Origin of the sequence: Candidatus Hepatobacter penaei (assembly GCF_000742475.1) — a bacterium.
GTDB lineage: Bacteria > Pseudomonadota > Alphaproteobacteria > Holosporales > Hepatobacteraceae > Hepatobacter > Hepatobacter penaei.
The window spans coordinates 27,792-50,729 of sequence record NZ_JQAJ01000002.1 but is presented as its reverse complement, the minus strand read 5'-3'; the positions used below and the strand labels follow the sequence as shown (position 1 = coordinate 50,729).

24 protein-coding genes and 1 other RNA gene are annotated in these 22,938 nt (G+C 50.1%); 6 read left to right on the top strand and 19 right to left on the bottom strand.

Going from position 1 to position 22,938, the window contains the following annotated elements:
* Positions 1-134: 134 nt before the first annotated feature.
* The 6 genes from IG82_RS0102235 to IG82_RS0102210 all read right to left on the bottom strand — a co-directional run bounded on the left by IG82_RS0102235 (position 135) and on the right by IG82_RS0102210 (position 5,748).
* Positions 135-1,184: a hypothetical protein gene (locus IG82_RS0102235; protein WP_156095322.1), complete on the bottom strand. Its 1,050-nt coding sequence runs from the start codon at positions 1,182-1,184 to the stop codon at positions 135-137.
* A gap of 94 nt (positions 1,185-1,278) precedes the next feature.
* Positions 1,279-2,598 (bottom strand): hypothetical protein, encoded by a 1,320-nt coding sequence (locus IG82_RS0102230; RefSeq protein ID WP_031934017.1) that lies wholly within the window; start codon positions 2,596-2,598, stop codon positions 1,279-1,281.
* Positions 2,599-2,609: 11 nt separating this feature from the next.
* Positions 2,610-3,431, bottom strand: coding sequence for a hypothetical protein (locus tag IG82_RS0102225; protein WP_156095321.1), 822 nt, complete (start codon positions 3,429-3,431; stop codon positions 2,610-2,612).
* A 124-nt stretch (positions 3,432-3,555) separates the two neighbouring features.
* A complete protein-coding gene (locus tag IG82_RS0102220) occupies positions 3,556-4,044 on the bottom strand; it encodes a hypothetical protein (RefSeq protein ID WP_031934015.1) in 489 nt (162 codons plus the stop codon).
* 63 nt (positions 4,045-4,107) lie between these two features.
* On the bottom strand, positions 4,108-5,421 hold the full coding sequence (locus IG82_RS0102215; RefSeq protein WP_031934014.1) for a sodium:proton antiporter: 1,314 nt from the start codon (positions 5,419-5,421) through the stop codon (positions 4,108-4,110).
* Between the two features lie 51 nt (positions 5,422-5,472).
* Positions 5,473-5,748 carry an HU family DNA-binding protein gene (locus IG82_RS0102210; RefSeq protein ID WP_031934013.1) on the bottom strand — a complete coding sequence of 92 codons (276 nt, stop codon included), beginning with the start codon at positions 5,746-5,748 and terminating at the stop codon, positions 5,473-5,475.
* A gap of 148 nt (positions 5,749-5,896) precedes the next feature.
* Between IG82_RS0102210 and IG82_RS0102205 the strand changes: the two genes are divergently transcribed.
* Together IG82_RS0102205 and ygfZ are read left to right on the top strand one after the other, a co-directional pair.
* Positions 5,897-6,637, top strand: a complete 741-nt coding sequence (locus tag IG82_RS0102205) for a queuosine precursor transporter (protein WP_216476128.1) — start codon at positions 5,897-5,899, stop codon at positions 6,635-6,637.
* A complete protein-coding gene (gene ygfZ, locus IG82_RS0102200) occupies positions 6,634-7,581 on the top strand; it encodes a CAF17-like 4Fe-4S cluster assembly/insertion protein YgfZ (RefSeq protein ID WP_031934011.1) in 948 nt (315 codons plus the stop codon). Before IG82_RS0102205 ends, ygfZ begins: the two co-directional genes overlap by 4 nt.
* Before the next feature lie 611 nt (positions 7,582-8,192).
* Here ygfZ and rnpB read toward each other — a convergent pair.
* The 7 genes from rnpB to IG82_RS06885 all read right to left on the bottom strand — a co-directional run bounded on the left by rnpB (position 8,193) and on the right by IG82_RS06885 (position 13,158).
* Positions 8,193-8,580, bottom strand: an RNA gene (gene rnpB, locus IG82_RS06960) — RNase P RNA component class A.
* A 158-nt stretch (positions 8,581-8,738) separates the two neighbouring features.
* Positions 8,739-9,341 (bottom strand): hypothetical protein, encoded by a 603-nt coding sequence (locus IG82_RS0102180; protein WP_156095319.1) that lies wholly within the window; start codon positions 9,339-9,341, stop codon positions 8,739-8,741.
* A complete protein-coding gene (locus tag IG82_RS0102175) occupies positions 9,286-9,531 on the bottom strand; it encodes a hypothetical protein (protein ID WP_031934007.1) in 246 nt (81 codons plus the stop codon). Before IG82_RS0102175 ends, IG82_RS0102180 begins: the two co-directional genes overlap by 56 nt.
* A gap of 250 nt (positions 9,532-9,781) precedes the next feature.
* On the bottom strand, positions 9,782-10,045 hold the full coding sequence (locus IG82_RS07160; RefSeq protein ID WP_135957970.1) for a hypothetical protein: 264 nt from the start codon (positions 10,043-10,045) through the stop codon (positions 9,782-9,784).
* Positions 10,046-10,184: 139 nt separating this feature from the next.
* Positions 10,185-10,982, bottom strand: a complete 798-nt coding sequence (locus IG82_RS0102160; RefSeq protein ID WP_031934006.1) for a hypothetical protein — start codon at positions 10,980-10,982, stop codon at positions 10,185-10,187.
* A gap of 207 nt (positions 10,983-11,189) precedes the next feature.
* A complete protein-coding gene (recA, locus tag IG82_RS0102155) occupies positions 11,190-12,278 on the bottom strand; it encodes a recombinase RecA (protein ID WP_052545611.1) in 1,089 nt (362 codons plus the stop codon).
* Between the two features lie 106 nt (positions 12,279-12,384).
* On the bottom strand, positions 12,385-13,158 hold the full coding sequence (locus tag IG82_RS06885) for a helix-turn-helix domain-containing protein (protein ID WP_052545610.1): 774 nt from the start codon (positions 13,156-13,158) through the stop codon (positions 12,385-12,387).
* A gap of 335 nt (positions 13,159-13,493) precedes the next feature.
* Here IG82_RS06885 and IG82_RS06595 point away from each other — a divergent pair, with 335 nt between their 5' ends.
* From IG82_RS06595 to IG82_RS0102125, 3 genes are all read left to right on the top strand, one after another.
* Complete coding sequence (locus IG82_RS06595; RefSeq protein WP_082192012.1) at positions 13,494-13,949, top strand: DNA polymerase III subunit chi; 456 nt, start codon at positions 13,494-13,496, stop codon at positions 13,947-13,949.
* An 83-nt stretch (positions 13,950-14,032) separates the two neighbouring features.
* Positions 14,033-14,731 carry an MJ0042-type zinc finger domain-containing protein gene (locus IG82_RS06880; RefSeq protein ID WP_172642858.1) on the top strand — a complete coding sequence of 233 codons (699 nt, stop codon included), beginning with the start codon at positions 14,033-14,035 and terminating at the stop codon, positions 14,729-14,731.
* Positions 14,732-14,893: 162 nt separating this feature from the next.
* Positions 14,894-15,412: a lipocalin family protein gene (locus IG82_RS0102125; RefSeq protein WP_031934001.1), complete on the top strand. Its 519-nt coding sequence runs from the start codon at positions 14,894-14,896 to the stop codon at positions 15,410-15,412.
* Positions 15,413-15,476: 64 nt separating this feature from the next.
* On the opposite strand, the gene rnhB is transcribed toward IG82_RS0102125, so the two are convergent.
* Both rnhB and ffh read right to left on the bottom strand, forming a co-directional pair.
* Positions 15,477-16,064 carry a ribonuclease HII gene (gene rnhB, locus IG82_RS0102120; RefSeq protein ID WP_031934000.1) on the bottom strand — a complete coding sequence of 196 codons (588 nt, stop codon included), beginning with the start codon at positions 16,062-16,064 and terminating at the stop codon, positions 15,477-15,479.
* Between the two features lie 136 nt (positions 16,065-16,200).
* Positions 16,201-17,574, bottom strand: coding sequence for a signal recognition particle protein (gene ffh, locus IG82_RS0102115; protein ID WP_031933999.1), 1,374 nt, complete (start codon positions 17,572-17,574; stop codon positions 16,201-16,203).
* A gap of 191 nt (positions 17,575-17,765) precedes the next feature.
* Here ffh and IG82_RS0102105 point away from each other — a divergent pair, with 191 nt between their 5' ends.
* Positions 17,766-18,944: a hypothetical protein gene (locus tag IG82_RS0102105; RefSeq protein WP_031933998.1), complete on the top strand. Its 1,179-nt coding sequence runs from the start codon at positions 17,766-17,768 to the stop codon at positions 18,942-18,944.
* Positions 18,945-19,096: 152 nt separating this feature from the next.
* On the opposite strand, the gene IG82_RS0102100 is transcribed toward IG82_RS0102105, so the two are convergent.
* From IG82_RS0102100 to IG82_RS07155, 4 genes are all read right to left on the bottom strand, one after another.
* On the bottom strand, positions 19,097-20,452 hold the full coding sequence (locus tag IG82_RS0102100) for a hypothetical protein (protein WP_031933997.1): 1,356 nt from the start codon (positions 20,450-20,452) through the stop codon (positions 19,097-19,099).
* A gap of 39 nt (positions 20,453-20,491) precedes the next feature.
* On the bottom strand, positions 20,492-21,199 hold the full coding sequence (locus IG82_RS0102095; protein WP_156095318.1) for an outer membrane beta-barrel protein: 708 nt from the start codon (positions 21,197-21,199) through the stop codon (positions 20,492-20,494).
* A gap of 569 nt (positions 21,200-21,768) precedes the next feature.
* Positions 21,769-22,365, bottom strand: a complete 597-nt coding sequence (locus tag IG82_RS0102090) for a GNAT family N-acetyltransferase (RefSeq protein WP_172642857.1) — start codon at positions 22,363-22,365, stop codon at positions 21,769-21,771.
* A 7-nt stretch (positions 22,366-22,372) separates the two neighbouring features.
* A complete protein-coding gene (locus IG82_RS07155; RefSeq protein WP_156095317.1) occupies positions 22,373-22,615 on the bottom strand; it encodes a hypothetical protein in 243 nt (80 codons plus the stop codon).
* Positions 22,616-22,938 lie beyond the last annotated feature (323 nt).

Genomic DNA, 22,938 nt, shown 5'->3' with positions numbered 1-22,938 from the left:
GCTCCCTCAGGATGGGTGTGTTTTAGGCTCTGCATAAGGAATCTTATGCGCGCCTGTGCCTGTGAGAAGACATCATAGTGAGCCTGCTGGCCTTGTATGTGGTCTGGGGCGTATTTGCCTGGATCTTTGGGGATCTAGAAGCGGGTGCGCCCGTTGCTGCCTTGGGTGGTGAGCACATGGGCAAAAACCACGAGAAACAGGCTGTAAACCATTGTCCACAGGACTGTGTTGAGGGTGAGGATTAGGCCCAGGCCCAGCATAGCATGTGGCCCCCACAGAAGCTGGATAACCTCGCGGCAAAAGAGATAGAGCAAGACGATTACGCCACTGCCCACAAACACAAGACCCGTTGCGCGCCGGGCTTTTTTAAAGGCCAAGGCAAAAGGGAAGGGATGCTTGTGGGCGATATACACCAGACTCAAGATGAGCCGCGCAATCAGATACAGACCTATAACCGTGAGCGCGCCCTCCAGAATGTAATGGAAAACGCGTCCCCAAAAAATGTGAGGAATGATGTTTTGAAACACATACCCTGCACCCTTGATGCCCACCTGGCAGGCGCCAATGTTGACTTCATGCTGATGAATGGTGTCGCCACGATCAATGCTTTGGGTGGAGAGATACGTGGGCGGCAGCTGCGGCCCTTGATTGGCCTTTGTGCGCAGTGCAATCACCTGCGTGGGCCGTTGGCACACATCCTGCGGGCACGATTCTTTCACCCAATGTCCCGCCGATCCCAAGGCAGAGAGCACCACCAAACCCAACAACCACAAACGATTTTGCCTTGAAAATCCCCACAGCTGATCATAGGTGAGTGGCTCTTTGGTATGAAACCACGCAAAAACCTGGCGCGCAATGAGGGTAAAGAGCCCCCACGAAAACACAAGCCATGTGGCCAGCTTTCCCCACGCTTTCCATGAAGCGTGCATCTCAAGCCCCGGGGTTAGCAGCGCCAAGGGCCATGTGATGTCAAAAGGGGGCGCCCCTATAAGCCCATAAAGGGCCAAGGCCAGCGGGATCAACACGCTGCACGAGATCAAAAAAATGCGCATCAAGGGATACCACGCATCTTCGAGATAAAACAAGACCAACCTGAACACACGGGCCAGCGAGATTCCGTAGCCGCACAAGGGGCAGCGGTTGCCATTGGTGGCTGTGTCTTTGGGGGGTAAAAAAGTGTTCAACGCGGCGTCCTTTCTCCCCCCTTATTGTGTGTCCCCCTTTTTTGCTGTGTTTCCTGGCAGCGGGCCCTTGCATGGCAGACCCTCAGCCTTAAGGCTATGTTTGGGTGGGTGGTTTTGGTGTGCCTCCTTTGCGTGTGCGTGGTTTTGTGGAGGCTTTCTTTGGACGCGCTGGTTTGCGCACCGCCGTGCGTGGTTTTGCCTTGGCAGGAGGCGTTTTGCCCACGCTGGAAGAACGACCTTTTGGGGTGCCTTTTTGCTGGTTTTTTTGCTGGGGGGTGGGCGCCACCCTTGTCGCGTTTAGGGTCGCCCCTTGGGAGGTCAGTAACCCCCTGTCTAATAAGGGCCCGCGGGTGTCTTCCAAAAACCGGTAGGCAAGGCCGTAATAGACATATAAGAAGATATTGATCCCCCCGATACAGGCGGCCAGGGGAAGCGCCACGAGCAGTTTGCCCCCCAAGGTGGGGGTGAACGGCAAGGTCAGCCCCAGCAACAGAGCTCCTAGGAAGCCTAACAAGGCTATTGTCATCACGCTTGCAAAAAAGAGGCGCCAAAAAGAGTGTCGCGACAGATGCCATGCCCGTGATACGGGCCTAGGCTTTTCATCCGCCAAGCTTCCATAAAGCGGTAAAAACCGTGTGGTCACATAAAGGCTCACAACATGCCACATCATGGGGATGAACATGATGATGAAGGGGATGAGCATGACGATGAAGGGGATGGACAGGAGGAGTGAGTTGCCTGAGGTCGAATCATGGCTTTGCGTTTGTATTGTGTGTGATCCTTGGGGAACCACATGGGCCGAGGGGGTGTTTTCATGCACTGTGGTGACCGTTTTGATGTGGTGACGCACAATCTGGCCTTCTGCATTCAGCTCTTTTTTTGACACAACCCGTGAAGATGTGATGGGGGCGGCAGGTTTTATGGGACGTTGTGTCGTGGCAGGCCCCTGTTTGTGGAAAGGGATGGTGAGCAAGGAAGGGAGCATGGGAAGCGCAGCAGCCACCACAATCAGCAGCACAATTTTTGCAAAGCGCTTAGTGCCAAACAGGGGTTTGAGGTAAGCGAGACTCAAAATCTCTTTGAAGGTGCGCACGTGTGTGTCGCGGCCAAGGGCAATGTCAAGCACAGGCAGGGTGATAAAGAAAGAACCAGCATAGGCGCCGTAGCTACCAAAAGCGGACAACACCTGCAATGCTGTCAGGATATAGGTTTCGCCTCTGGTCATGGTGTGGACAGCATAGGCGCCAAAAAGCAGGGGGGCCAACACCATGACCGAAAAAATCGCCATCAAGCGCCATAAGGTGTCATGGCTTAGGATCAGATGCCAGCTTTTTTTTAAAAGGCCCCAAACGGGCAGTTTCGGCAGGGAAGACCACGCTTCAGGCTGAGTGTGGGAGGGGAGGGGTGTAGACATAAACAAACTCCTTAAGACATGACGGGGGTCGTATCGCTCTGGTTTTCTGAGGTGTGCTCAAGAAACAGGGTGGGTGAGGCTGAGAGGGGCACGCCGGCTTCACGGGTTTTCTTCTCTTCCTCTTGAATCAACGCTAATCCCGTGAGGGCTGTGTAGGAGGTGTAGGTGGCAAAAAGCGTACATAAGTACACCACAAACCCTAAGGGCTGAAGCGGCAAGATGGATGGTGTGAGAGGCACCACCGCAAACAGCTTGATGCCCATCCATAACACGGGCAGCAGCAGCACCATCAACAGAAAAAACCGCCAGTTGGAGGAAAAAAGGTAAGCGCTTTTCATGGGGCGGTGGTGGTTGAGATAAAAATGAATGGGAAAAAACGTGCACAAGCGGGGGATGGCCAGAAAGAAGCTGAGAATGTGCAGCCCTAAAAATGCCGCAAAAAAATGGTGCGCGCATAAGGTGGGTTGCTGCCACAAAAAGGTGATGAGCGTTTGTGTGCCGATCAAAAAAAACACAAGGCTGCCCCAGGTGCCCAAGGGACCTGAAAGCAAAAACAAACGCATTTTGAAGGTGAAATGTTTTTTAGGGTTCAAAAACCCCGGATCGAGAATGTAGGGCACCTTAGAAAAAAGGGAAAACTGAAGGCAAAACACCAGCATGGTGGTGAGCAAGGCCCTTTCTATATAAAAAACCCACGCCCGGGCATGGGCCGCAGCCAGCCCCACCTCAGACACAGACCACAAAACGAAAAAAATACATCCAATGCGCATCCAATCTTTGTAAAACGCAAAACCCGGGGGAGAGTAAAGAACTTTTAAACTGGGATGAACCATCGGAACCACTTTCACAACAAACAACCAGCGCATGTCGGCATGCGTTAGCTACATTAAAATACAAAATTGTATAAAAAAAATAAAAATTGGCCGAGAAATAAAATTTTTAATCTAAAAAAGATTTTTAGAGTGTGGGGCACATCTCAAGGTCAGAGACCCATTCAAACAAAAGGGGAGCATGTTTGTAATAACGGATCTTCACGGTTTGGAAGCGGGGGAAGGGGATATGGGTTTTGACAAAGTGCGTGATGTGGTGGCGATCCGGGGGGCTGTTTTTTTTATCGTCTTTATCCCCATCGCTTTCTTTGTCGTCATCGTCTTTGGGTGCTTCATCACCTTCCTCAGCAAGGGTGGCTGTATAAGAGAGGCGGTAGAGATAGGTGCGGTGCGAGAGGGTGCTGTCATAGGTGAGGAGGGCAGAGGTTTCCTCCCAAGGCGCCAGATCATCAGGATAGGTTTCTTTGTACGGGTCGCGGCTGTTGTCCTTGGGGAAATACAGCTCCATGCCGCGGCATTCAAGGGCGGGCGTCAGTTTCTTTTCAATGGACTCCCGATGGACACATCCCATGAGGCCCAGCAGGAGTCCCACAAAACAGGCGAACCAAACATGCATACGAAACACCCAAAACCATATTCAAGGTACAGCAAAATGGGGACCATTTTTGATGGATCGCGGCTACGATGGAAGAAGGTAAGGAATCATAAGCCAAAATAAAGGCAGCAACAGGCATAAGGCATAAAGCGTATAACGGCCAAAACTGGGCATGGGCACCTTATATTCTTCTTCTGCAATGTGTTTCACCATCAAGTTGGGCGCGTTGCCGATATAGGTCATGGCGCCCATAAAGACAGCGCCAAGAGAGATGGCTGATAAGAGGGTGCGCCCCTCGTTCATGAGGTAAGCAGGGTCGCTTCCCGCCGCGCCGAAGAAAATGAGGTAGGTGGGCGCATTATCCAGAAATGCAGAGAAAATCCCCGTCAGCCAAAAATAAGCCATCACCGCTGGTTGTCCATCAGCTGTGTTGAGGGGGGCCAGCAGGGAGGCAAACGGACCGTTCGCACCTTGCCCAAGCAGGGTGATAATGGGATGGGCCGTGATAAAAATGGCCAGAAAGATAATGGAGACTTCCTTGAGGGGGTGAAGCGTCCATCGGTGACGCCGCCGCCAGTCCATGGGGGTGATGTAAAAACTCAAGGTGATCACCAAACTAAAAATGACGAGTTTGACGCCTTCTTGAACCCACTCTTGATGGACAAAACGCAAGGTGGTGCACAAAAACGGTGTGAGGATGAGGGTGGCAAGTACAAGGCATACAAGCCCGATCTGTGCCGTGCCCTCAACATGAAAACGGCGGCGCGCCACAGGCGCCTGCACCTTTTCGGGTTCACGTTTAAAGAAATAGAGATCTAGCAGAAAATAGATCAACAAGAGCACCAGCGTCATACAACACACGGGCCACCAAAGGTTTTGTGTAGGCCACAGAAAGGACACGCCTTTCAAAAAACCCAAAAAAAGAGGTGGATCACCCACCGACGAAAACCCACCACTGATATTGCACACAAGCAGAATGAAAAAAATCACCGTATGGGTTTTGTGAAGGCGTCGCTTATTCACCAACAATAGGGGGTGGATACCAAGCATGGCCGATCCCGTGGTGCCAAAAAAACCAGACAATAAGGCAAAAAAGGCCAGAATCCCCGTGTTGCGTGCCGGGGTTGCTGCCAGGTTAATGTGTAACTTAAGCCCCCCTGCTAACACATAAAGCGTAGACAGCAAGCCGATAAAAGGCAAAAAATCTAAAAAGGCGACCGTTCCCACCACACCCCATGCGCGGCTAAAGGAATGCATATACCACAGATATGCAAAAGAAGGACAGGTCCAAAGAAAAGAAACCCATCCCATGCGACGCTCCCAAAAGCGAGGCGCATAAAGCGGAAACAATGCTAAAGAACACAGCACACCCAGAAAGGGCGTCAGAACCAAAAACATACCTACCACAGAAAAAAACTCCTACAGTGGCAAGGCATGCGTGGTGACTTTTTACTTAGCGATAGCGTCCTTAAGACCTTTGCCCGGCCGGAACTTCGGCAACACACGGGCGGGAATCTTAATCACACTGCCTGTTCTTGGATTGCGTCCTTCAGTCTCTTTTTTCTTGACAACGCAGAAGGTGCCAAAATTGACCAAGCGGACATCACCGCCGCGCTTGAGCTCACGCTCAATCACAGAAGCAAATGCATCCACAGCTTTTCCTGCGTCGACTTTTGTCAAACCAGACTGCTCAGACACAGCGTGCACAAACTCACTTTTCTTCATGGATAAACCCCTCAATTAATCCCTAGTTTTGATACTACAGCTGACAATACATCGGATATTGCTTTTTTTTCCGCGTGACGTCAACATCCAGATATAGATTTTTTCAAAAAGCTTTTTCCCGGCGCGCTTTTTCCGACTCTTTATGCATGTGACCTCTCTCTTTTTTGTGTCAGAATTTTTCTTCGCTGTGCAAGGTATCGTCTGCGTTGCAGGCCTTTTGGCAAGTTTTTTTTTCTTTGGGCATGCAGGTCTTTTGGGATATGTGGTTGTGGGCACGGTGGCGGCCAATATTCAGGTGCTCAAAGTGGCTACCTTTGGCAGCGGGCCTCTTGAGATGGTGCAGGGCACCTTGGTTTTTTGCTCGCTTTTTTGGTGTTTTGATATGATCGTAGAATTTTTTGGCGCCCATAGGGCCTATCGCGCTTTGTATGTGTCGATGACCTCAAGCGTGTTGATGACAGCATGGATGCTGACCACCATGTGGATGTCCACCGTGCCTTATAACATGCCTGTGCAAAGGGCATTTGAAGTGCTGTTTACCCCAGCGCCGGGCATTTTTGCTGCCAGCCTTTTGGCCTATCTTTTAAGCCAAAGCCTTGATGTTTATGTGTTTTCAGCCCTGCGCTCATGGACGCGTGGCCGGTTTTTGTGGTTTCGAGGGCTATTCTCCACAGCGGTGGCCAGCTTTCTTGATCACCTGGTGTTTTCATGGCTTGCGTGGCGGGTATTCACGACGCAGCCTTTGGCGCTGCCTTTGTTTTGGCACACTTACATCCTCACAGGCTATGGCTTGCGTTTGGCCCTTTCATTCGGGTCGCCGTGTATGTTGTATGCAGCCTATGCTGTGTATCCTTATTGTGCGTGGGCTGAGGAAAAGAGGCGCATATGACCCCACAAACGCATAGCGCACCCCCCATGATGGCGGTGCTTGACAGGCACCTGATCTCTATTCACGGGCCTGATACGCACACGTTTTTACAAGCGCTGATCACACAAGATATGTCTCTTTTGCGCACGCAGAAAGCTGTTTACAGCCTTCTGCTATCGCCACAGGGGCGCTTTTTGTTTGATTTTTTCCTTATCAATCACCATGAGGGTTTATTGCTTGATGTGGCATGCACGCGATTAGACGAGCTTTTGCATACATTAAAGCGTTATTGTCTGCGCAGCCGCGTGACCTTTGAGGATGTGTCTTCATCGTATGACGTGGTTGCCTTGTTTTCACCCCACCCCTTTGGGTCTTGTGTCGGAGGTTCTGAACTTTCTTCTTTTCCCGCAGCGGTTACGCCCCCTCAAGATGGTTTGTGTTTTGGGGATCCCCGTCTGCCTGCCTTAGGGGTGAGGATGGTGGCCCCCAAGGGGTGGCAAAGCGCAGCAGGGGAGCATGCCTCAAAGAATGGACCTCTCGTATCACAAGCAACGTATCAAAGGCACCAGCTATCCTTGGGGGTGGCTGACACATCCAGCATGGAACCTGGTAAGGCCATCCCTCTTGAGTATGGGCTCCATCACCTCTACGGCATTGCCGAGCAAAAAGGGTGTTATCTGGGGCAAGAGCTGATTGCGCGCACCCTTCACCGTGGGCAGATTCACAAATCGGTCTTTCCGGCCCTATGTGAAAAGGGGCAGCCTCAGCGTGGACAGTCTGTGGTGTGCGGAGCAGGGGAGGCTGCAGCATCGGTGATCGACGTGCATCAAGACATCGCGCTTATCCGCGGTCCTGTCTTGCGGCTTAACGAGATTGTGAAGCACGAAGGTCGCCTCTTTTTTGACAGAGATGCAGGGAAAGGGGTGCTGACCCCCGCCATCAGTGCATGGATGCAAAAGCCTTAGGCTTCAGAAAATTTTTGAATCGCGCGCCCTGGGCAAAGACTGACCTTTGATTTTGGGGTGTTTTCTGAGCCGTCGAGCGTTTTCAACATATGTTGGATGGGGAGCAATATGTGGCTGCTTTGATGGGTGGTGCGCATGTTGGGATAGGCCTTAGGCAATGCTCTCCTGGATCAAGGAAAAAGAGGAATTCTCCCTCGGGCTTGTGATGAAAATAGTTGATGCGTGAGGCTGAAAAACTGTGGTCTTCTGGTTCAGAAGTCTGTCGAAGTGGGCCTGCAAAGTAAAAATCCTGGTCTTTCTTTTGCCATACAACACGGTTGTGAGGGGATGTGAAGGGATAAAAGGAAGGCTCCAGACTTTCACGATAAAAACAGTCAAGCGACACAAGCCACGATTGGCATACCATCAAAACCACTAAACACCAAAAGCCTCGCATATCAAGCACATGTACCACAGTTTTTCATGGTGAGCACCTTATAAGATTCAGCCTTCTTTTTCTTCTGATACGCATTTTATTATTGAAAAAAAAGGTTTTTTTAAGCGTAGGGCTGAGGATTATTGGGGGTGTATGCCCGTTGTATTTTTAAGGGATTGGATTAGCTAAGAAGTAGGTTGTCAGAAGGCCTATAAGCCGGGTTCTGTACTCTTTATGAAAGAGCGAGGATCATTTATCTGAGACGTCTGTTACCAAACGCCTTGTGCAGCTGACCCGCATCTTGCGCAGTGTGGAAAAGCACTGGTCATGAACGCAAGCGCCCATGACGAAGATGCCTACATAGCCTTGCTTTAGGTGGGGTTTACCCTGCCACACCTCTCGCGAGGTGCGCGGTGCGCTCTTACCGCACCCTTTCACCCTTACCCTTTGAAAGGGCGGTTTGCTTTCTGTGGCACTTTCCCTCAGGTCACCCTGGCTGGACGTTATCCAGCACCTTTTTTCCCATAAAGCCCGGACTTTCCTCACGACATCAAAGCGCATCGCGTAATCCTCCAGCCTTCTGACGCTTTAGGGTAAAAAAAAGCCTCGCAAAAGACAAGTCTTTTAGAGAGGGCACGTCTTGTTACGGCACTGCAAAAGGCTCTTTTGGGGCGGACGTGTTTTTAGGCGTCCAAGAAGGCGGCACGTCGGATGCTCCCAGCCTATCGAGCTCGTTATTAAGTCAACAATCGAAAGATTCGTCTGACCTTGAGAGAGAGGCGGTCTGTTCACCCAAGGGCAATGATATCTTTTTGATATTCGCATACTCAGGTCCTGTCTGTGATGAGTTGGTGCTCACGCGGTTGACTTTTTTACTCCGTAAAACAAGCGTGTCCAAGGGGTCACTGGGCTCTGCAGAAAAAACAAACGCAGGGGGGTGAATCACATTCACAAGTCGTTGCTGTAGATGATAGCTGCGAGCATCACATTGGTGGCGTGTGGAATCTGTGCCTATGACAGGGGGAATCCATGTGTGAGGAAAAAAATATTGCGCCACCCACGAACCACCAGGGCCTGTTTCACGAAAAGCCGCACCATCAAGTGTCCAGAATAGGGATTCACTGTCACCATAGGGTTTCGTGGCAAGGGGGATATGGGCTATGCAGGGACCGTGAGCCGTTGCGTTATGTGGAGATGAAAACGTGGCTGTGGGCACATAAGTCACCCCTTGGGGATCGTAACAAAGGGCTTCAAGGGGCCCGAGCGCAGAGAGGGTGTATATTTTGTCTTCACCCTTGATCTTGCCCGTCAGCACACCATTTTCGAGAGAAAGGCTGTTCACCATCAAAAAGCAGTTTTTCAAGTGTGCCTGTCCCCTTGTTGAGGCGTGTGGCATACACAATACGAGGGGGCGACCCATCCCCGTTGTGAAGCATAATGTCGGCGTCACTGCCATCTTGTGTGGTCACCTGAAAGCCAGCGTGCAAAGCGCTGTGCGTCAGCAACAGGGCAGAAAGAAGAGAGAAAAAACGCATAGATCAAAGTTCATCCTGAGAATATGTCTAAATTTTGCATTAAATTTTTTCTAATAAGGTAGAGCTGTGTTGTAAGGCGTTGACGGCATGTCTTTTTTTATGAGTGAATCCCTGGCGTGGGTGTGCTGTGCATGCCCGTTTCTTTTAGGGGCCAAAAGCATAAAAAAGCCCGCCACCTGTAAGATGGCGAGCCATAAAAACATGCGTAAACAGAAAGCTTACGCAAAGGGTCTGATGCCTTGCGTGTTACTCAGACTGCCGAAGGGATTTCTTCTGGTTGAATAATATCGAAGTCATCCTCACTATCAAGGCTCTCAATACTTGAATGAGAGTCTTGTCTTGATAAAACAGGCGATCTGAGGGATGCCTCTGCAAAACCTCCTGCTCCTTGGGGTTGACCATTCTGCTCATTCGCTAATGTGGCAAGCGTTGACGCAGGGGCGGTTGCTGAAGATTGTGGTTGGGCAGCGGCTCCAGGATGCAGGGCTTGAAAAGAGGCCATCATCTGTGTCATCTGAGCCTGCATAGCTTCTGCTTGCTGTTGTCTCGCTTATGCCATTTGGGCTTCCGTTTCTGCTCTTTGCTGTGCAAGCTGCTCTTCTAGCTCGGCTATCCTCTTGTTGCTGAGGGGCCACGGGTGGTTGAGGCACGGGTTAAGGAGCGTCTTCTCCCTCAAAGAGCGGCCGCAAGTCAGCATGGTGGTTAACCCATGTGCTCTTAATATACGCTTGTACGGGACCTAATGTTGGTTGATTTTTTCTTGCGCGGTTGAGATTCCTTCCCCAGAAGGAGATTGCATTCCGCAAATCACCGTGGCCAGCAGAAAAATTAAGTTCACGCGGATGGCCAACCTTCACAAATCGATGCCATGTATTGTTGGTGCCAAGATGAAGCTTGTGGCTTATGTTGTGTTCATTAATCACAGGGGGAACCCATGTTTGGGGGAAAAAGTATTGGGCTACCCAAGAATTGGCCTCAGGTACATCTTGCTTTCTTTCATAAAAAGTGGCGCCATTGAGGGTCCAAAACGTAGATTTACCTCTACCACAGGGTTTAGCCGCAAGTGGGATATGTGCCATGTATGTATCATTCGCTCTTGGGTCATTGTAGGTAGCAAACTTACCGCTATTGAGGTAATCAACGCCGTCTGCATGATAAAAAATGAAGCTTAAGTACCCTGGTGCACAGATGGTATAAGGTTGATCTTCCCCCTGAATCTTGATTTCCAGTACGCCATTGTTGAGGACAATGCTGTTCACATTAAAAATCAGTTTTTCACGTTCTCCTGTCTCTGTATTGGGGCGTGTAGCATAGACAATACAGGGGCCATCACCACTTGCGTTGTGAAGTGTGATGTCGGCCTCACCCCCACCTTGTGTGGTTACCCGAAGGCCCGCGTGCAAAGCGCTGTGTGTAAGTAAAAGGGCAGAAAAGAGAGATAAAAAACGCATAGAACACAACTCCGTTCTTGAATACGTGCATCATGATACAAATTTTTGGCAAAAAAAAATACTATCAAAAGTTTTTTATCTTTTTTGATTTGTAGGAGGTAGCCAAAAATGCGTGGAGACGGCTTGTTGGATAGGCAAGTGCCACGGTCATACCCACAGGGAAAGTCGTAGGCCCAAGAAAGCGCAAAGATGCGCTCTTTTCTTGATCTAGGCCGCAGGGGCCTTGAGGCCTGGCGCAGGAGGCTCAGCACCCTTGTCGGCAGAGGGTTTTTCTTGCGCAGTGGTTTCTTGGGGCTGAGGGCTGAGGTTTTGCCGGATCTGGGCTTCCAGCTTATCCATGAGGGCGGGGTTTTCTTTAAGAAAAGCCCGTGCGGCCTCTCGTCCCTGGCCCAGCTTTTGTGTGCCCATGGCATACCAGGCCCCTGACTTGTCAATCAACCCCGTTGCCACGCCCATGTCCAAAATCTCGCCTGTTTTTGAGATGCCTTCGCCATACATGATGTCAAAATCCACCACCTTGAACGGCGGGGCCATTTTGTTTTTCACAACCTTAATGCGCGTCTGGTTACCAACGACTTGATCTTTATCCTTAATTGAGCCCACGCGGCGAATATCCAAGCGCACAGAGGCATAAAACTTAAGGGCATTACCGCCCGTGGTGGTTTCCGGGTTGCCAAACATCACGCCAATTTTTTGACGAATCTGGTTAATGAAAATCACCAAGCAGCCTGACCGCGCAATAGACCCTGTGAGTTTGCGCAAGGCCTGGCTCATAAGACGTGCTTGCAGCCCCATGTGTGAGTCACCCATGTCACCTTCAATTTCGGCCTTGGGCACCAGGGCCGCCACACTGTCAATCACTAACACATTGATGGTGCCTGACCGCACAAGGGTGTCGGCAATTTCCAGGGCCTGTTCTCCTGTGTCTGGCTGTGAAATGAGCAAATCATCGAGGTTGACGCCCACCCGTTTGGCATACACAGGATCTAAGGCATGTTCAGCGTCTACAAATGCCGCCACGCCCCCGCGTTTTTGTACCTCAGACACCACATGAAGGGTGAGGGTGGTTTTCCCCGAGCTTTCAGGGCCAAAAATTTCCACAATGCGCCCTTGGGGAAGGCCACCAATTCCCAGCGCCACATCAAGACCTAAGGATCCTGTAGAAACAGCCTGCACATCCGTGGACAACGCACCGTCGCCATAGCGCATAATGGATTCTTTGCCAAAGGCTTTTTGAATTTGGCTCAGTGCGGCTTGGAGCGCTTTTTCTTTGTCTGGTGTGTGGCTTGATGACATCGAGGCCCTCCTTCATGACTTGGCATAGACAAGAACCCCTTCAGGGCTCGTGTCTTACGTGTAATCAAAAAGCGCCCAAAAAGCAAGCACCCGCCGCAAAGACGCGCTAGGCGCTCCAGCTTCCCACAACTTTATAGACCGACTTAATGTTCTCTTTAAGAATTTTTTGATTCTCTGAGACATTTGTGCTGTGCAAGGGGCGGACAATAATTGACTCTTTATGCCAATCGCAAAACGTTCTTAGAAAAACCGATCCGTCCTCAAGGGCAACAAAAAGGGTACAGCCAGGCACGAAAGGTTTTGACGGGTGGACATAGATCACATCGCCCGCGTTATATTTGGGCGTATAGCCTCCATCAGAAAGCAAAAGACCAAAGGCGTTGTTCGTGCCCACCAAGGGGAGAGGGCACACGTGCCATTCCACAGGTGAAGACAAGTCAGCTGATTCTTTGACGCCGTTGTTATCAAGCGTGCTGATACCGGTGGAGATGGCGTAAACAGGCAGGTCTTTGCCCCGTGACTTAAGAGAGCTCCCATGAGCTTGAAAGGAAGTCAGACTTTCATGAGCCTCACGTTCGTTAACATTGGTAAATGTTTTTTTTAGCAGATCCGATGGGGTACAATTCAACACAGAAGATAATTTTTCCATCAAATCTGTATTGAGGCGTCTGGCGCCACATTCAAGCCTCGAGAGATAGGAAGGTGAAATGCCCGTAATCGCTGACAAACCCTCGAGCGTGAGCCCACGTGAGCGCCGCAAAATTTTTAAGTTGCTGACCCCACGTTTCTTCAAGGCACTTAAATCTAGCTCATGGGTCAAAAGTTTTTTGCCAGGAGGTAAGTGTGTCCGCTTTAACGCATTCTTATAATTGTAAGACATAAAACCTCCACAATGTCTAAATAGAATGTTCCCTAATAGAGCCTAATCTAGTCTTCATAGTCCATAAAAAGGAAACAACCCCCTGTTTTTCATTACATAAAAAAATCGCCATTGTTGACAAAATATATCAGGTAAAAAACAACCTGAGGCCCTAAAAATTTTTCTCAATTTTTAATCTAAAAAATATAAAAATCAACACATTGGTTTAAAAAAATATACTTAGTATATATTTTTTGAAAAAAATATAGTTTTTAGATTTTGACTGTGTGCCCTCTGGCCAAGGAAATGATTTCAAGGCATGATGCTGTGTAAGAGCCGCATGCGGGGGAAAGACCATGATTTCATTGTACGCGCTTTTGCACAGACCTTGGGCAGACTTTTTGTTTGCTTTGGCATTGCAATCCTTGCGTAAAAAGGAACGGCTAGGCATTCTTTTTGCCCACCAAGAGATGCTTCAATCTTTCGACAAAATGTTGTGGAGCAAGCAATCGGGGTCGTTTTTTCCCCATGGGTGTGAGGGCGATGCTTTTTTTGAGGAGCACCCCCTTTGGTTAACCACCCGCGCTGATGAGGTGCCAGCGCACTATGGCTTGCTGGTGGTGGCGGAGGCTAAGCTTGCACGTCCCCAAGATTATGCAAAGTGTGGTTACATTTTTGAAGCGCATCAGCGCGCTTCTGCATTGGCATTTTGGGAATCGTTGCGTGATCAAAGCTGTACGCCCGATGTCTGGCAAGAGACAGCGCATAACACTTTTGATCGATGCACCACATGGCCGCCGTCCGGTGCTTAAGGTGTGTGGTTAGATGCTTTGTTGACGTTTTGTTAGGATTCTTTGTTTATCAACGTCATTGAATCTTGCGAGGGAGCGAGTGTGTGATTCTCGCGTGTCCGAAATGTAAAAAGCGCTATTATGTGGAGGCTGCGGATGTGGGCCAGGCGCGTCCTGTTAAGTGTGCCTCTTGCGCGTCTATTTGGGTGGTAGAAAAGTCTCAACTTTTTGATACGCCCATTCTCAATCTTGTGCAGGCTGTGGATGGGCCAGCGGGCGCTGAAGCACCGGCTAAGGGGTTTGCCAGAAAGCTCAGGCGCGTGCCTTCTGCCGCACCACCGAAACGATCTGTGCGTCGCTTGACCATCACGGTGGCCACAGCGCTGATGACGTCTGTGTTGTTGGTGACGTTGCAGGAGCGCTTCTTACCCTTGAAAGGGGTGGATGTTGCTTGGCTGTGGGGGCGTGGACAATCTGTGCCTGCTGCCAGTTTAAAGACCTTACGTGTGGAAGATATTCGCGTGCACCAACACGCTAAAACAGGGCTATGGTATGTGGAAGGTTGCATCCATAATTTGGCGAATCATGCCCAAGAGCTATCTCCCTTAAAGATTGATCTTTTTGGCCCTGATAAAGATCATGAATATGCCCTACGGGCCGACGATCAGCGGACATGGGTGGTGCGCCAGTCCCTTGTTTACACCGTGCCTCAACGTCGCCTGGCCCCTCAAGGACGTGTAACCTTTAGCTATGTGATTAAAGCGGCTGTGCCGTGGCTGCGATCCGTGTCGGTTCATTTTTAAGGACAAAGATCACGTGGGCCGGTTTACGCCATAAGGCTGTGTCATAGCGCTAGGCCTTGTGTACAAAAGGGGGGGAGTCACGCAGTTAACTTTTTTTGCCAAACGTTGCCTTTTATCCATACAATCATGACATCATAAGCATGATGAGTGGAGGCGATGGTTATGTCACGCTGGGTTTTGTTGCTGTGTGGGCTTTTGTTAAAGTCTTGCACCAATATTCCGGAAGGGGTCACCCCTGTTGAGCCTTTTGATGCGCAACGTTATATGGGCGTTTGGTATGAGATAGCCCGCACCGATAATCGTTTTGAGCGAGGGCTCAGCCGTGTATGGGCACGCTACACCCTTGAAGAGGGGGGACGCATTCGTGTGGAGAACCATGGTTTTTCCACCAAAGAAAATCGTTGGCGTGTGGCGCGGGGGAAGGCCTATTTCGTTTCGCGTCCTGATGTGGGTTATCTGAAGGTATCGTTCTTTGGGCCGTTCTATGGTGCGTATATTGTATTCTGGCTTGATAAAGAGTATCGCTATGCCTTTGTCACCAGTTATGACAAGTCATACCTGTGGTTTTTGTCGCGCACCCCGTCTGTGCCTCAGTCGATGATAGACACCTTCACAGCCGAAGCCAGGCGTCTTGGGTTTGATACAGAAAAAATCATCTTTTGCCCGCAAAACGTGTCATAACCCTTCTGTGTGAGGTTGAGGTGGAGCTTTATACCCCAAGGTCAGTGCCTTGGTGTGTTGTGGGTTAAGCCTGTTGTGTATATAACGAGACGGGGGCAAAGCTGCGTCTGTGTTCAGGGCAAGCACCTAAATGCTTAAGCGCTTCAAGATGCGCCTGTGTGCCATAGCCTTTGTGTTTGGCAAAACCATAGCCAGGATAGCATGCATCAAGGTGTGCCATCCATGCATCGCGCGCCACTTTTGCGATGATACTGGCAGCCGCAATCGCCACATGACAAGCATCGCCGCGGGTAAGGGCCAGGGATGGCGTGTGAGGCAAGGTGTGCTTGCCATCCACAAAGATAAGAGGGGGGGCAGGGTGCAGAGCTTTCACTGCACGTTCCATGGCCAACAAACTGGCGTTTAAAATATTGATGCGATCAATGTGTGGGGCAGAGATGTGATGCATGGCATAATGTAAAAGGGGTGGGGTTGTGTGAGAAGCTTGGTGAAGAGCGTGGGCCACCGCTGTTCTTTTTCTTTCAGAGAGCTTTTTGGAGTCAACCAGCCTATGGATCAGGGGCGTATCATAAAAAGCGCGGGTCAACACCACAGCTGCTGCCACCACCGGTCCAGCCAGGGGGCCGCGTCCCACTTCGTCACACCCTGCCATATGGTGATACGCTCTTGATGGCAATAAGAGGGTCCGGGTAGAAGCATAACCCTTGGGGGGGGTGAGCGGTGACTCGCTTTGGTGTGCATGGGAGGATCTCATAATAGAGAGGTTGCTCGTGTCGTTGCCTGAAAGGTCATGGTTTCATGCCGGGTGGCAAAAGGCCCTGAAGACCTTGGCGCATCATGCCTTTCTTGCCCAGCTTTTTAAAGCGCTTCATCATTTTTTCCATCTGTTCAAACTGTTTGAGCAGGCGATTGACGTCTGGCACCTGGCGGCCACTGCCTTGCGCAATGCGGCGTTTGCGTGAGGCGTTCAAAACCTTAGGATACCTCTTTTCATGGGGCGTCATGGCGCGAATGACAGCCAGCTGGTGGGCCAACTCTTTTTTGGCGGTTTCATCATCGACGGATGAGGGCATGGCTTGTTTCAAGCGATCCATGCCAGGCAAAAACCCCATCAGCTTTTCAAAGCTTCCCACGCGCTGCATTTGCGACAATTGTTTTTCCAAGTCTTGAAGAGAAAAAGTGCCGGTTTGCATTTTGCGCGCCACATCTTCCATGTCTTCTTGGGTGGTATGGCTTTGCACTTCTTCTACAAAGCTTACAATATCGCCTTGACCTAAAATGCGCCCCACCTGACGCTTGGGGTCAAAAACCTCCAGATCGCCGATGTGTTCGCCGATGCCAATAAATTTGAGGGGCTGACCCGTCATGGCGCCAATAGAAAGGGCGGCGCCACCACGAGCGTCCCCATCCGTGCGGGAGAGGATGCTGCCGGTAATGGCCAGTTGGTTATGAAAGGTTTCCGCGATCCGGGCCGATTCTTGCCCCATCATGGCATCCGCCACAAAAAGGATTTCTTGGGGCGAGAGCAGGTTTTTTAGCTCGACCAACTCGTTCATCAAAGGTTCATCAATCTGCAGCCGCCCGGCTGTGTCGACAATCAGCACATCATAGCCTTCTGACTGGGCCTTTTGCTGTGCCTTGTGTGCAATGGTGCGCGGCGCTGTGTCGTCCATAAACGCTGCGACTTCCAGGTGGTGACGTTGGCCCAGCTGGATCAGCTGTTCGCGCGCGGCGGGGCGATACACATCCACAGAGGTGAGCAGCACTTTTTTCCCTTCTTTGGCCGTCAGCCACTGGGCCAGTTTAGCGCTTGTGGTGGTTTTCCCGCTGCCTTGCAGCCCCACCATCAACACCACCACCGGTGGGAGGGCTGCCATATTGAGTGAAGCGCCGTCTTGATGAGAGAGAAGTTTCACCAAATGGTCGTGCACAATTTTGATCATCACCTGACCGGGTGTGAGGCTTTTGGCCACCTCTTGCCCCAACGCTTCGGGGCGGATATTGCTCAACAGCTGCTGAATGATGGGCAAAGATACATCGGCTTCAAGCAGGGCAATGCGTATTTCTCGCAAAGCCTTGTCAATATCAGCTTCACGCAGCACACCCCGCTGGCTGAGACCACCTAAAATATCTGAAAGACGTTTTTTAAGATCTTGAAACATGGGACGATGAATAGACTTCCTTAAGCAACACTTTATTCTTTTGTGTCTTTGGTGTACATCAAAGAGAATCAGAAAAGCACCCCTAAAAATGATATGGCGATGCATACGGCTCACGGGTTAGGGGGCAAACCGGGGCCCAACCACATGTTGCGTGCAAGAAGTTCTTTACCTGGCAAGGATGGCACAACGTTATGGCTTTGAGTGAAAGCCTCCTTTTTGTCGTCACCTTAGGCATGCTTTGGTTAGCGCCGCTTACCCGTCTTCAACGTGTGTGGGTGTGGAGTTTTTTTGTTGGTCTCGGGCTCAGTTTTTATGGGGTGAGCCTGGATGGCTATTGGCTCAGTTTTGCATTGTTTGTGGTGACCCTTGGCGGCGCGTGGTTAGCGGCTTCATGGTTGGCGCGGGCGCAAAGCCTTGTGTTAGACATGGTGGTGTTGGCCTCGGCCTTCATGGTGCTAGGGTATGGGCTGGGAACAAACACGCTGTTTTTATGCCCACCTGGTGTCTCAGGGTCGAAGGCTTTTTTTTGGCACCTGCACACAAAGCATGTGCTGCTTTCATGGATGATTTTGGGCGTGTTTGTGGTTTGTGCCTCAAGGATTCAGGCCATGGGGGGCGTGTGTGTGGCCTGCTTTCTTCTTGCTGTGTGTGCTTACACCCCGTTTGCGTTGGGGCTGATCGCCCTTGGGGCCGGCATGGCGGTGTGGGCTCTGGCGCTTTGGTGGCCCCGCTTCATGATGGTGGCGGTGGGTGTGTTGTGGGGGTTGGGGCTGGGTCTTTTGCCATTATGGATTCGGTTGGGCCACCATGTATTGTCCTTTGTCTATGCAGGCAAAGCTTTGAAGGCCCTGAAAGCGCGGCTGCTTCATGGGCAAGAATTGCTTGTGGCCATCGATCCGCAGGTGTGGTGGGGATATGGCTGGTTGAAGGGCCCTTTGCTCAGCCGTACATGTGTGCTGATGCCTTTTGATCACCCACACCATCGCCTGTTGCAATTGTGGTTGGAAGGCGGGGCCTTCATGGTGGTTATGATCGTGGGGATTGTGTGGTTGTCATTGGCCCGGCTTTGGCCTTATGCTTCTCGTTCAGCCCCCTTCCTGGGGTGGCTGGTGGCCTTGCTTGTGTTAAGCGCTGGGGGGGAGCTGTGGTTTTTGGGCTGGCCCTTGGGCGCCCTGATCACAGGGGTCATGACCTATGGGTTGTGCCTGGGCCTTGGGCGCACGCTTGATCCAAAAACATCCCCAGCGTTGCCACAAACGGTTTCTCAGCCTATCTCTCAACCCGCACCTCACATAAAGCGGCCTGCCGCGAAAAAGCGTGGGAGAAAAAACGGAAAAGGCAGGGGATCGTTTCCAAAGGGTCGTGTTTGAGCACACAGATTATGAGGGTTCAAAAGCAGATTCAAAGTATGCCTTAAGGGGTCAAGAAAGAGAACATAGCCCATAAAAAAAGGGCAGGATAACCTGCCCCTTAAAGGATGTGCTTTGCGTTTCCTCAACGCACAACCATAGCTGTTTTGCGATTATGGATTGTTTTCCCTATGGCCTCTTACATGTTCTGCAATAAATGCATACACAGGATTAATCACAGCAGAGGGTGAGGGGTTGGCTGGGTCGAGCAAATGAATCAGGTTCTCCATACCATTATCACCTTGGTGAAGGTTCTTGGCGCAGTACACAGCGATGGGCAACAATTTTTCAAGCGCCAGGTTCTGTCGATCCTCAGTCTCATTGTTTTCAGTAAAAGCGATGCGATTATCGACAAGCTCTGTCCACGTTTGGCCAAAAGGATGGTGCTGCAAAGTATGTATGGGGTTCTGGTTTGTGTCCATATCTTCTGCTACGGCGCGCAGCTCTGCTTTGGCCTCCTCATAAGACGGCATGTTGGCCTGATACTGAAGCAATTGATAAATAGTTCTGTACTGTGCTTGGGTCTGATCATCTTCCCCATGGAGAAGGCGTTGATCAAGCACCACACTATTGAGTAGGGTGGGAAGGTGCTCTTCCAGGTTGGCTAAATGAGCAGGGTCAAAATCGTTTAAGTTGTTTTGATTAACACGTTGCCTTAACGCATCTACCTGAGCTAACCATGCTTGCACGTCTTGAGACCACGCATGACCTTGAGGTGCAAGTGCTGCCATGTCTGCATAGACCTGAAGAGCGTCAAGAATGCTGTTAGGAAACCTGCCATAAGGTTGAGGAAGCTGTGCTGGAACATTGAGAACACCTGCTTGAACAAGCTCCATACGCATGGTGTGAGGGATCGTGGCGCCGTCTAAAAAAACCTCACGCATGTTTTGAAGGGCTGGACCCCAATCATCAAATATTCCACTTAAATGGCGCAAGGCATCACGGCATCTTTTTTCTTCATTACTGTAATATTGACTCCAAAAAAGTCTACGATGTCCATTGTGCATAGCCATTGAAAGTTTTTGCAAGAATGTCATGCGAATAACAGTACTGGTGTCTAAAAGCATAGAAAAGAAGTCTTGCTGAGAAAAGCCACCATCCTCAAAAATGTGGGGGCTGAGAAAACTCTCAACCAGATCTTTCTCTGTTCTTGCGAGTGTGCGCAGATCATCATCCCTTAGAACGTGGGCTTCAAAAAGGCTTGCCAAATGAGAAGCAGCCTGAAAGGTGTTCAGGTGGTTGATGTCTGTGCTGGGTATATTGTCATAAGCGTGGGGTGGTGTATTGGCATCAAACCTGGCACATGCCGTATCCAGTTCATGCTGGATATCCATGGCAGCAAGCGGGCGATTTTGCAGCTCCTCTGCATGTCGATACTGAAAAAAGCTTGGGCCCTGATACCCAACACCCCATAGGGAAGAGGTTCCGACGGAAAGAAGCAAACAAAGAGAAAGTGATAATTTTTTCATAAAAGTAATCCAAAATAGTAAGCGTTGAGTTGTGGTTTATTAGAAAGCGTAGGCCACACCTGCCACCAGGCGATGCTCTTTGTATGATTTCATGGACAGCGTGACGTTGTCTCCTATTTTTTTAGAGGCTTTGCCAACGGCCATGGCATAAGCATACTCAGCGCGCAATCTCACAACGCCCACATCCCATTCTGTGCCCACACCTACAGAAGCCATTGGGAGCCAACCAGATTGCTTTTTCGTATAGGTGGTGCGTGCATTGTTGTCAACGTCTTTATAATTGTAGGCGATGCGGTTCATGTCCAAAGCCAGCTTGATGTAAGGATACCATTCATCAAACTTGTGGCCACCACGAAGGGCCAGCCCACCGGCAAACGACTTTTTGGCTTCAGAGGATACCTCTGTGTTGTTTTCGCTGTAGGTCGCTTTTCCTGAAATAGGGGCAAACATACCGTAAAGCTCGGCCGCCCAAAAAAGATCTGTCTCAGCAATCATGCCCTGATAGCCCACAAATAATGTGCCTAAAGCGCCTTTACCCATTTTTTTGTCAAAAGGCTGGGTATGTTGTGTTCCCAAAGGTGACGTGCTTTTTGTTTCGACCACGTGCTTACCGCTGCCCATGGCAAACCCTGCGCCACCACCTACATAAACACCTGAAGAGGGTGTGGCATCAGCACCCCACAGGGAGGCAGAAGACATCAAAAGACCTAAAAAACCATATACGGTATTGCGTTGAACGTGTTTCACAAGCTATCGTCCCGAAATTACATTAAAAGTGTTTCTCTTTTCTCACAAAAAAGGACAAAACAAAAGAGAATCGTCCTAAGTGTATAATAAGCAAATAAAATAACAATCTAAATCGTGACAAAAATTGTCAAAAAATGACTTATTTTCATGATGAGGTCAACATGCGTCTATACGCACCAGGTACACACATACAGACATACTACGCGTGCACGTGCAACGACTTTCTGTGCACAAAGTAAAGGCACCTCTATCATGGGGCAGCCACATGTGCTGTCAAAAACCAGTAGCACTTAAGAAAAAACGCGCAGCCCCCCTCTGCCGGATTTTGTTATCCTCAAGCGCCATGTCTCGACCCTGTGAAGATGTATATTAGGTGAATATTGGCAATAAAAGGAGAGAAAGTCTTTTCTTAATATTCTGGATCTCGATAGTTTGTCGGCACAGGGCCCATTGTGTCACCACGCATACAACGTGCCTATGAAGACGGCCTCCCAACCTGTAAGGGGAGCCATAAGGTGGAGGGCAGGGCACATGCAACTGCGTGGGCACAAACAAAGAAGGTGGGGCCCTTACCAGGCTTTGGGTTCACATGTTTTGCGAAAATGCACCCGAAGTGCGGCCTCAGGCGGCTCATTTTGCCCCTCTTCCGCGACGTCATCTGAAGCACATGGCTCGGCTTCCTCATGAAAACCAACTTTCTTCAAGAGCCGGATAGACGCCTTATTATCTGGGCGAACCGGGGCGCCCATCAGGGCACATGCGGGGTCCATTTGTGAAGCTTCATGTGCGATATGGCGCAAAATCACATTGAGGGCCTCGCTCATATACTTTTGCTGATGATAATCATGATGAAGGAGATAGGCCAATTCCACAAAGGGTTCCTTAAGGGCTGGGTTTTTTGCTTCAGGGTTTCCACGTGTAAAAAAGCTGCCGATAGCGCCAATAATACACATATCTTGTTGTATGGGCACGCTTTCTGATGGCTGGGCATTACCTAACTCTGACCCATCTTGCTCTTTTTTCTTCAACAACAGTGTCCACCAGCTGAAAGGGCTTCGATCCCAGCGATTGACCCAGTTTGCCATGCGTTTTGTTAGGTAGTCTGCCTCCCAAGGGGTGCCATCTTGATAAAAGCGCATTGTCTGGTCATCAGAAAAACACGTCAAAAGCCCGTCATGATGGCCAGGGGGTGATGGGCACAAGCCAAAGGCGGCCTGTCTCCTGATAAGCCTTGCGTCGAAAACCGTTGCGTTTCTCACGGTCATTCAACGCGTCGTCATCATAGCGGTGGACCAGTTTTGTGATCTGCCCTTGCCCATCAAAGATGTCATCGCCGTGGGCTACCAGCCCCCAAGGCATCAGGGGTAGTATCGTCAAAAACAAAAGCGCGTTGATGTGCAGGGAAAGTTTTTTCATTATCACTCATCCAGTGTTTGTGCTAATTCATTGATTCATAGCATGAGTTAACCATTATAAGAACTGTTTTTGATGGCACACGGTGCCCTTTATTGTAAGAAAAAGGCCTGTGGTGAAGGGCATCAAGTGATCCCCTGCGTGTTGTTTTGATAGATAATTTTTAGACAAAGAAATCATTTTTTTCTATAAAAATAGTAAATTTTGTTATAAAAAGGTGTTAAGAAATATTTTTTTTGTTGTTGAGGGAGAGATTGTGGGTCAAGTGCTTATTTTTTTATCTTTTTGGGTTGCCATGTGTTGTGGTGTTCACGCCATGCCTCAAG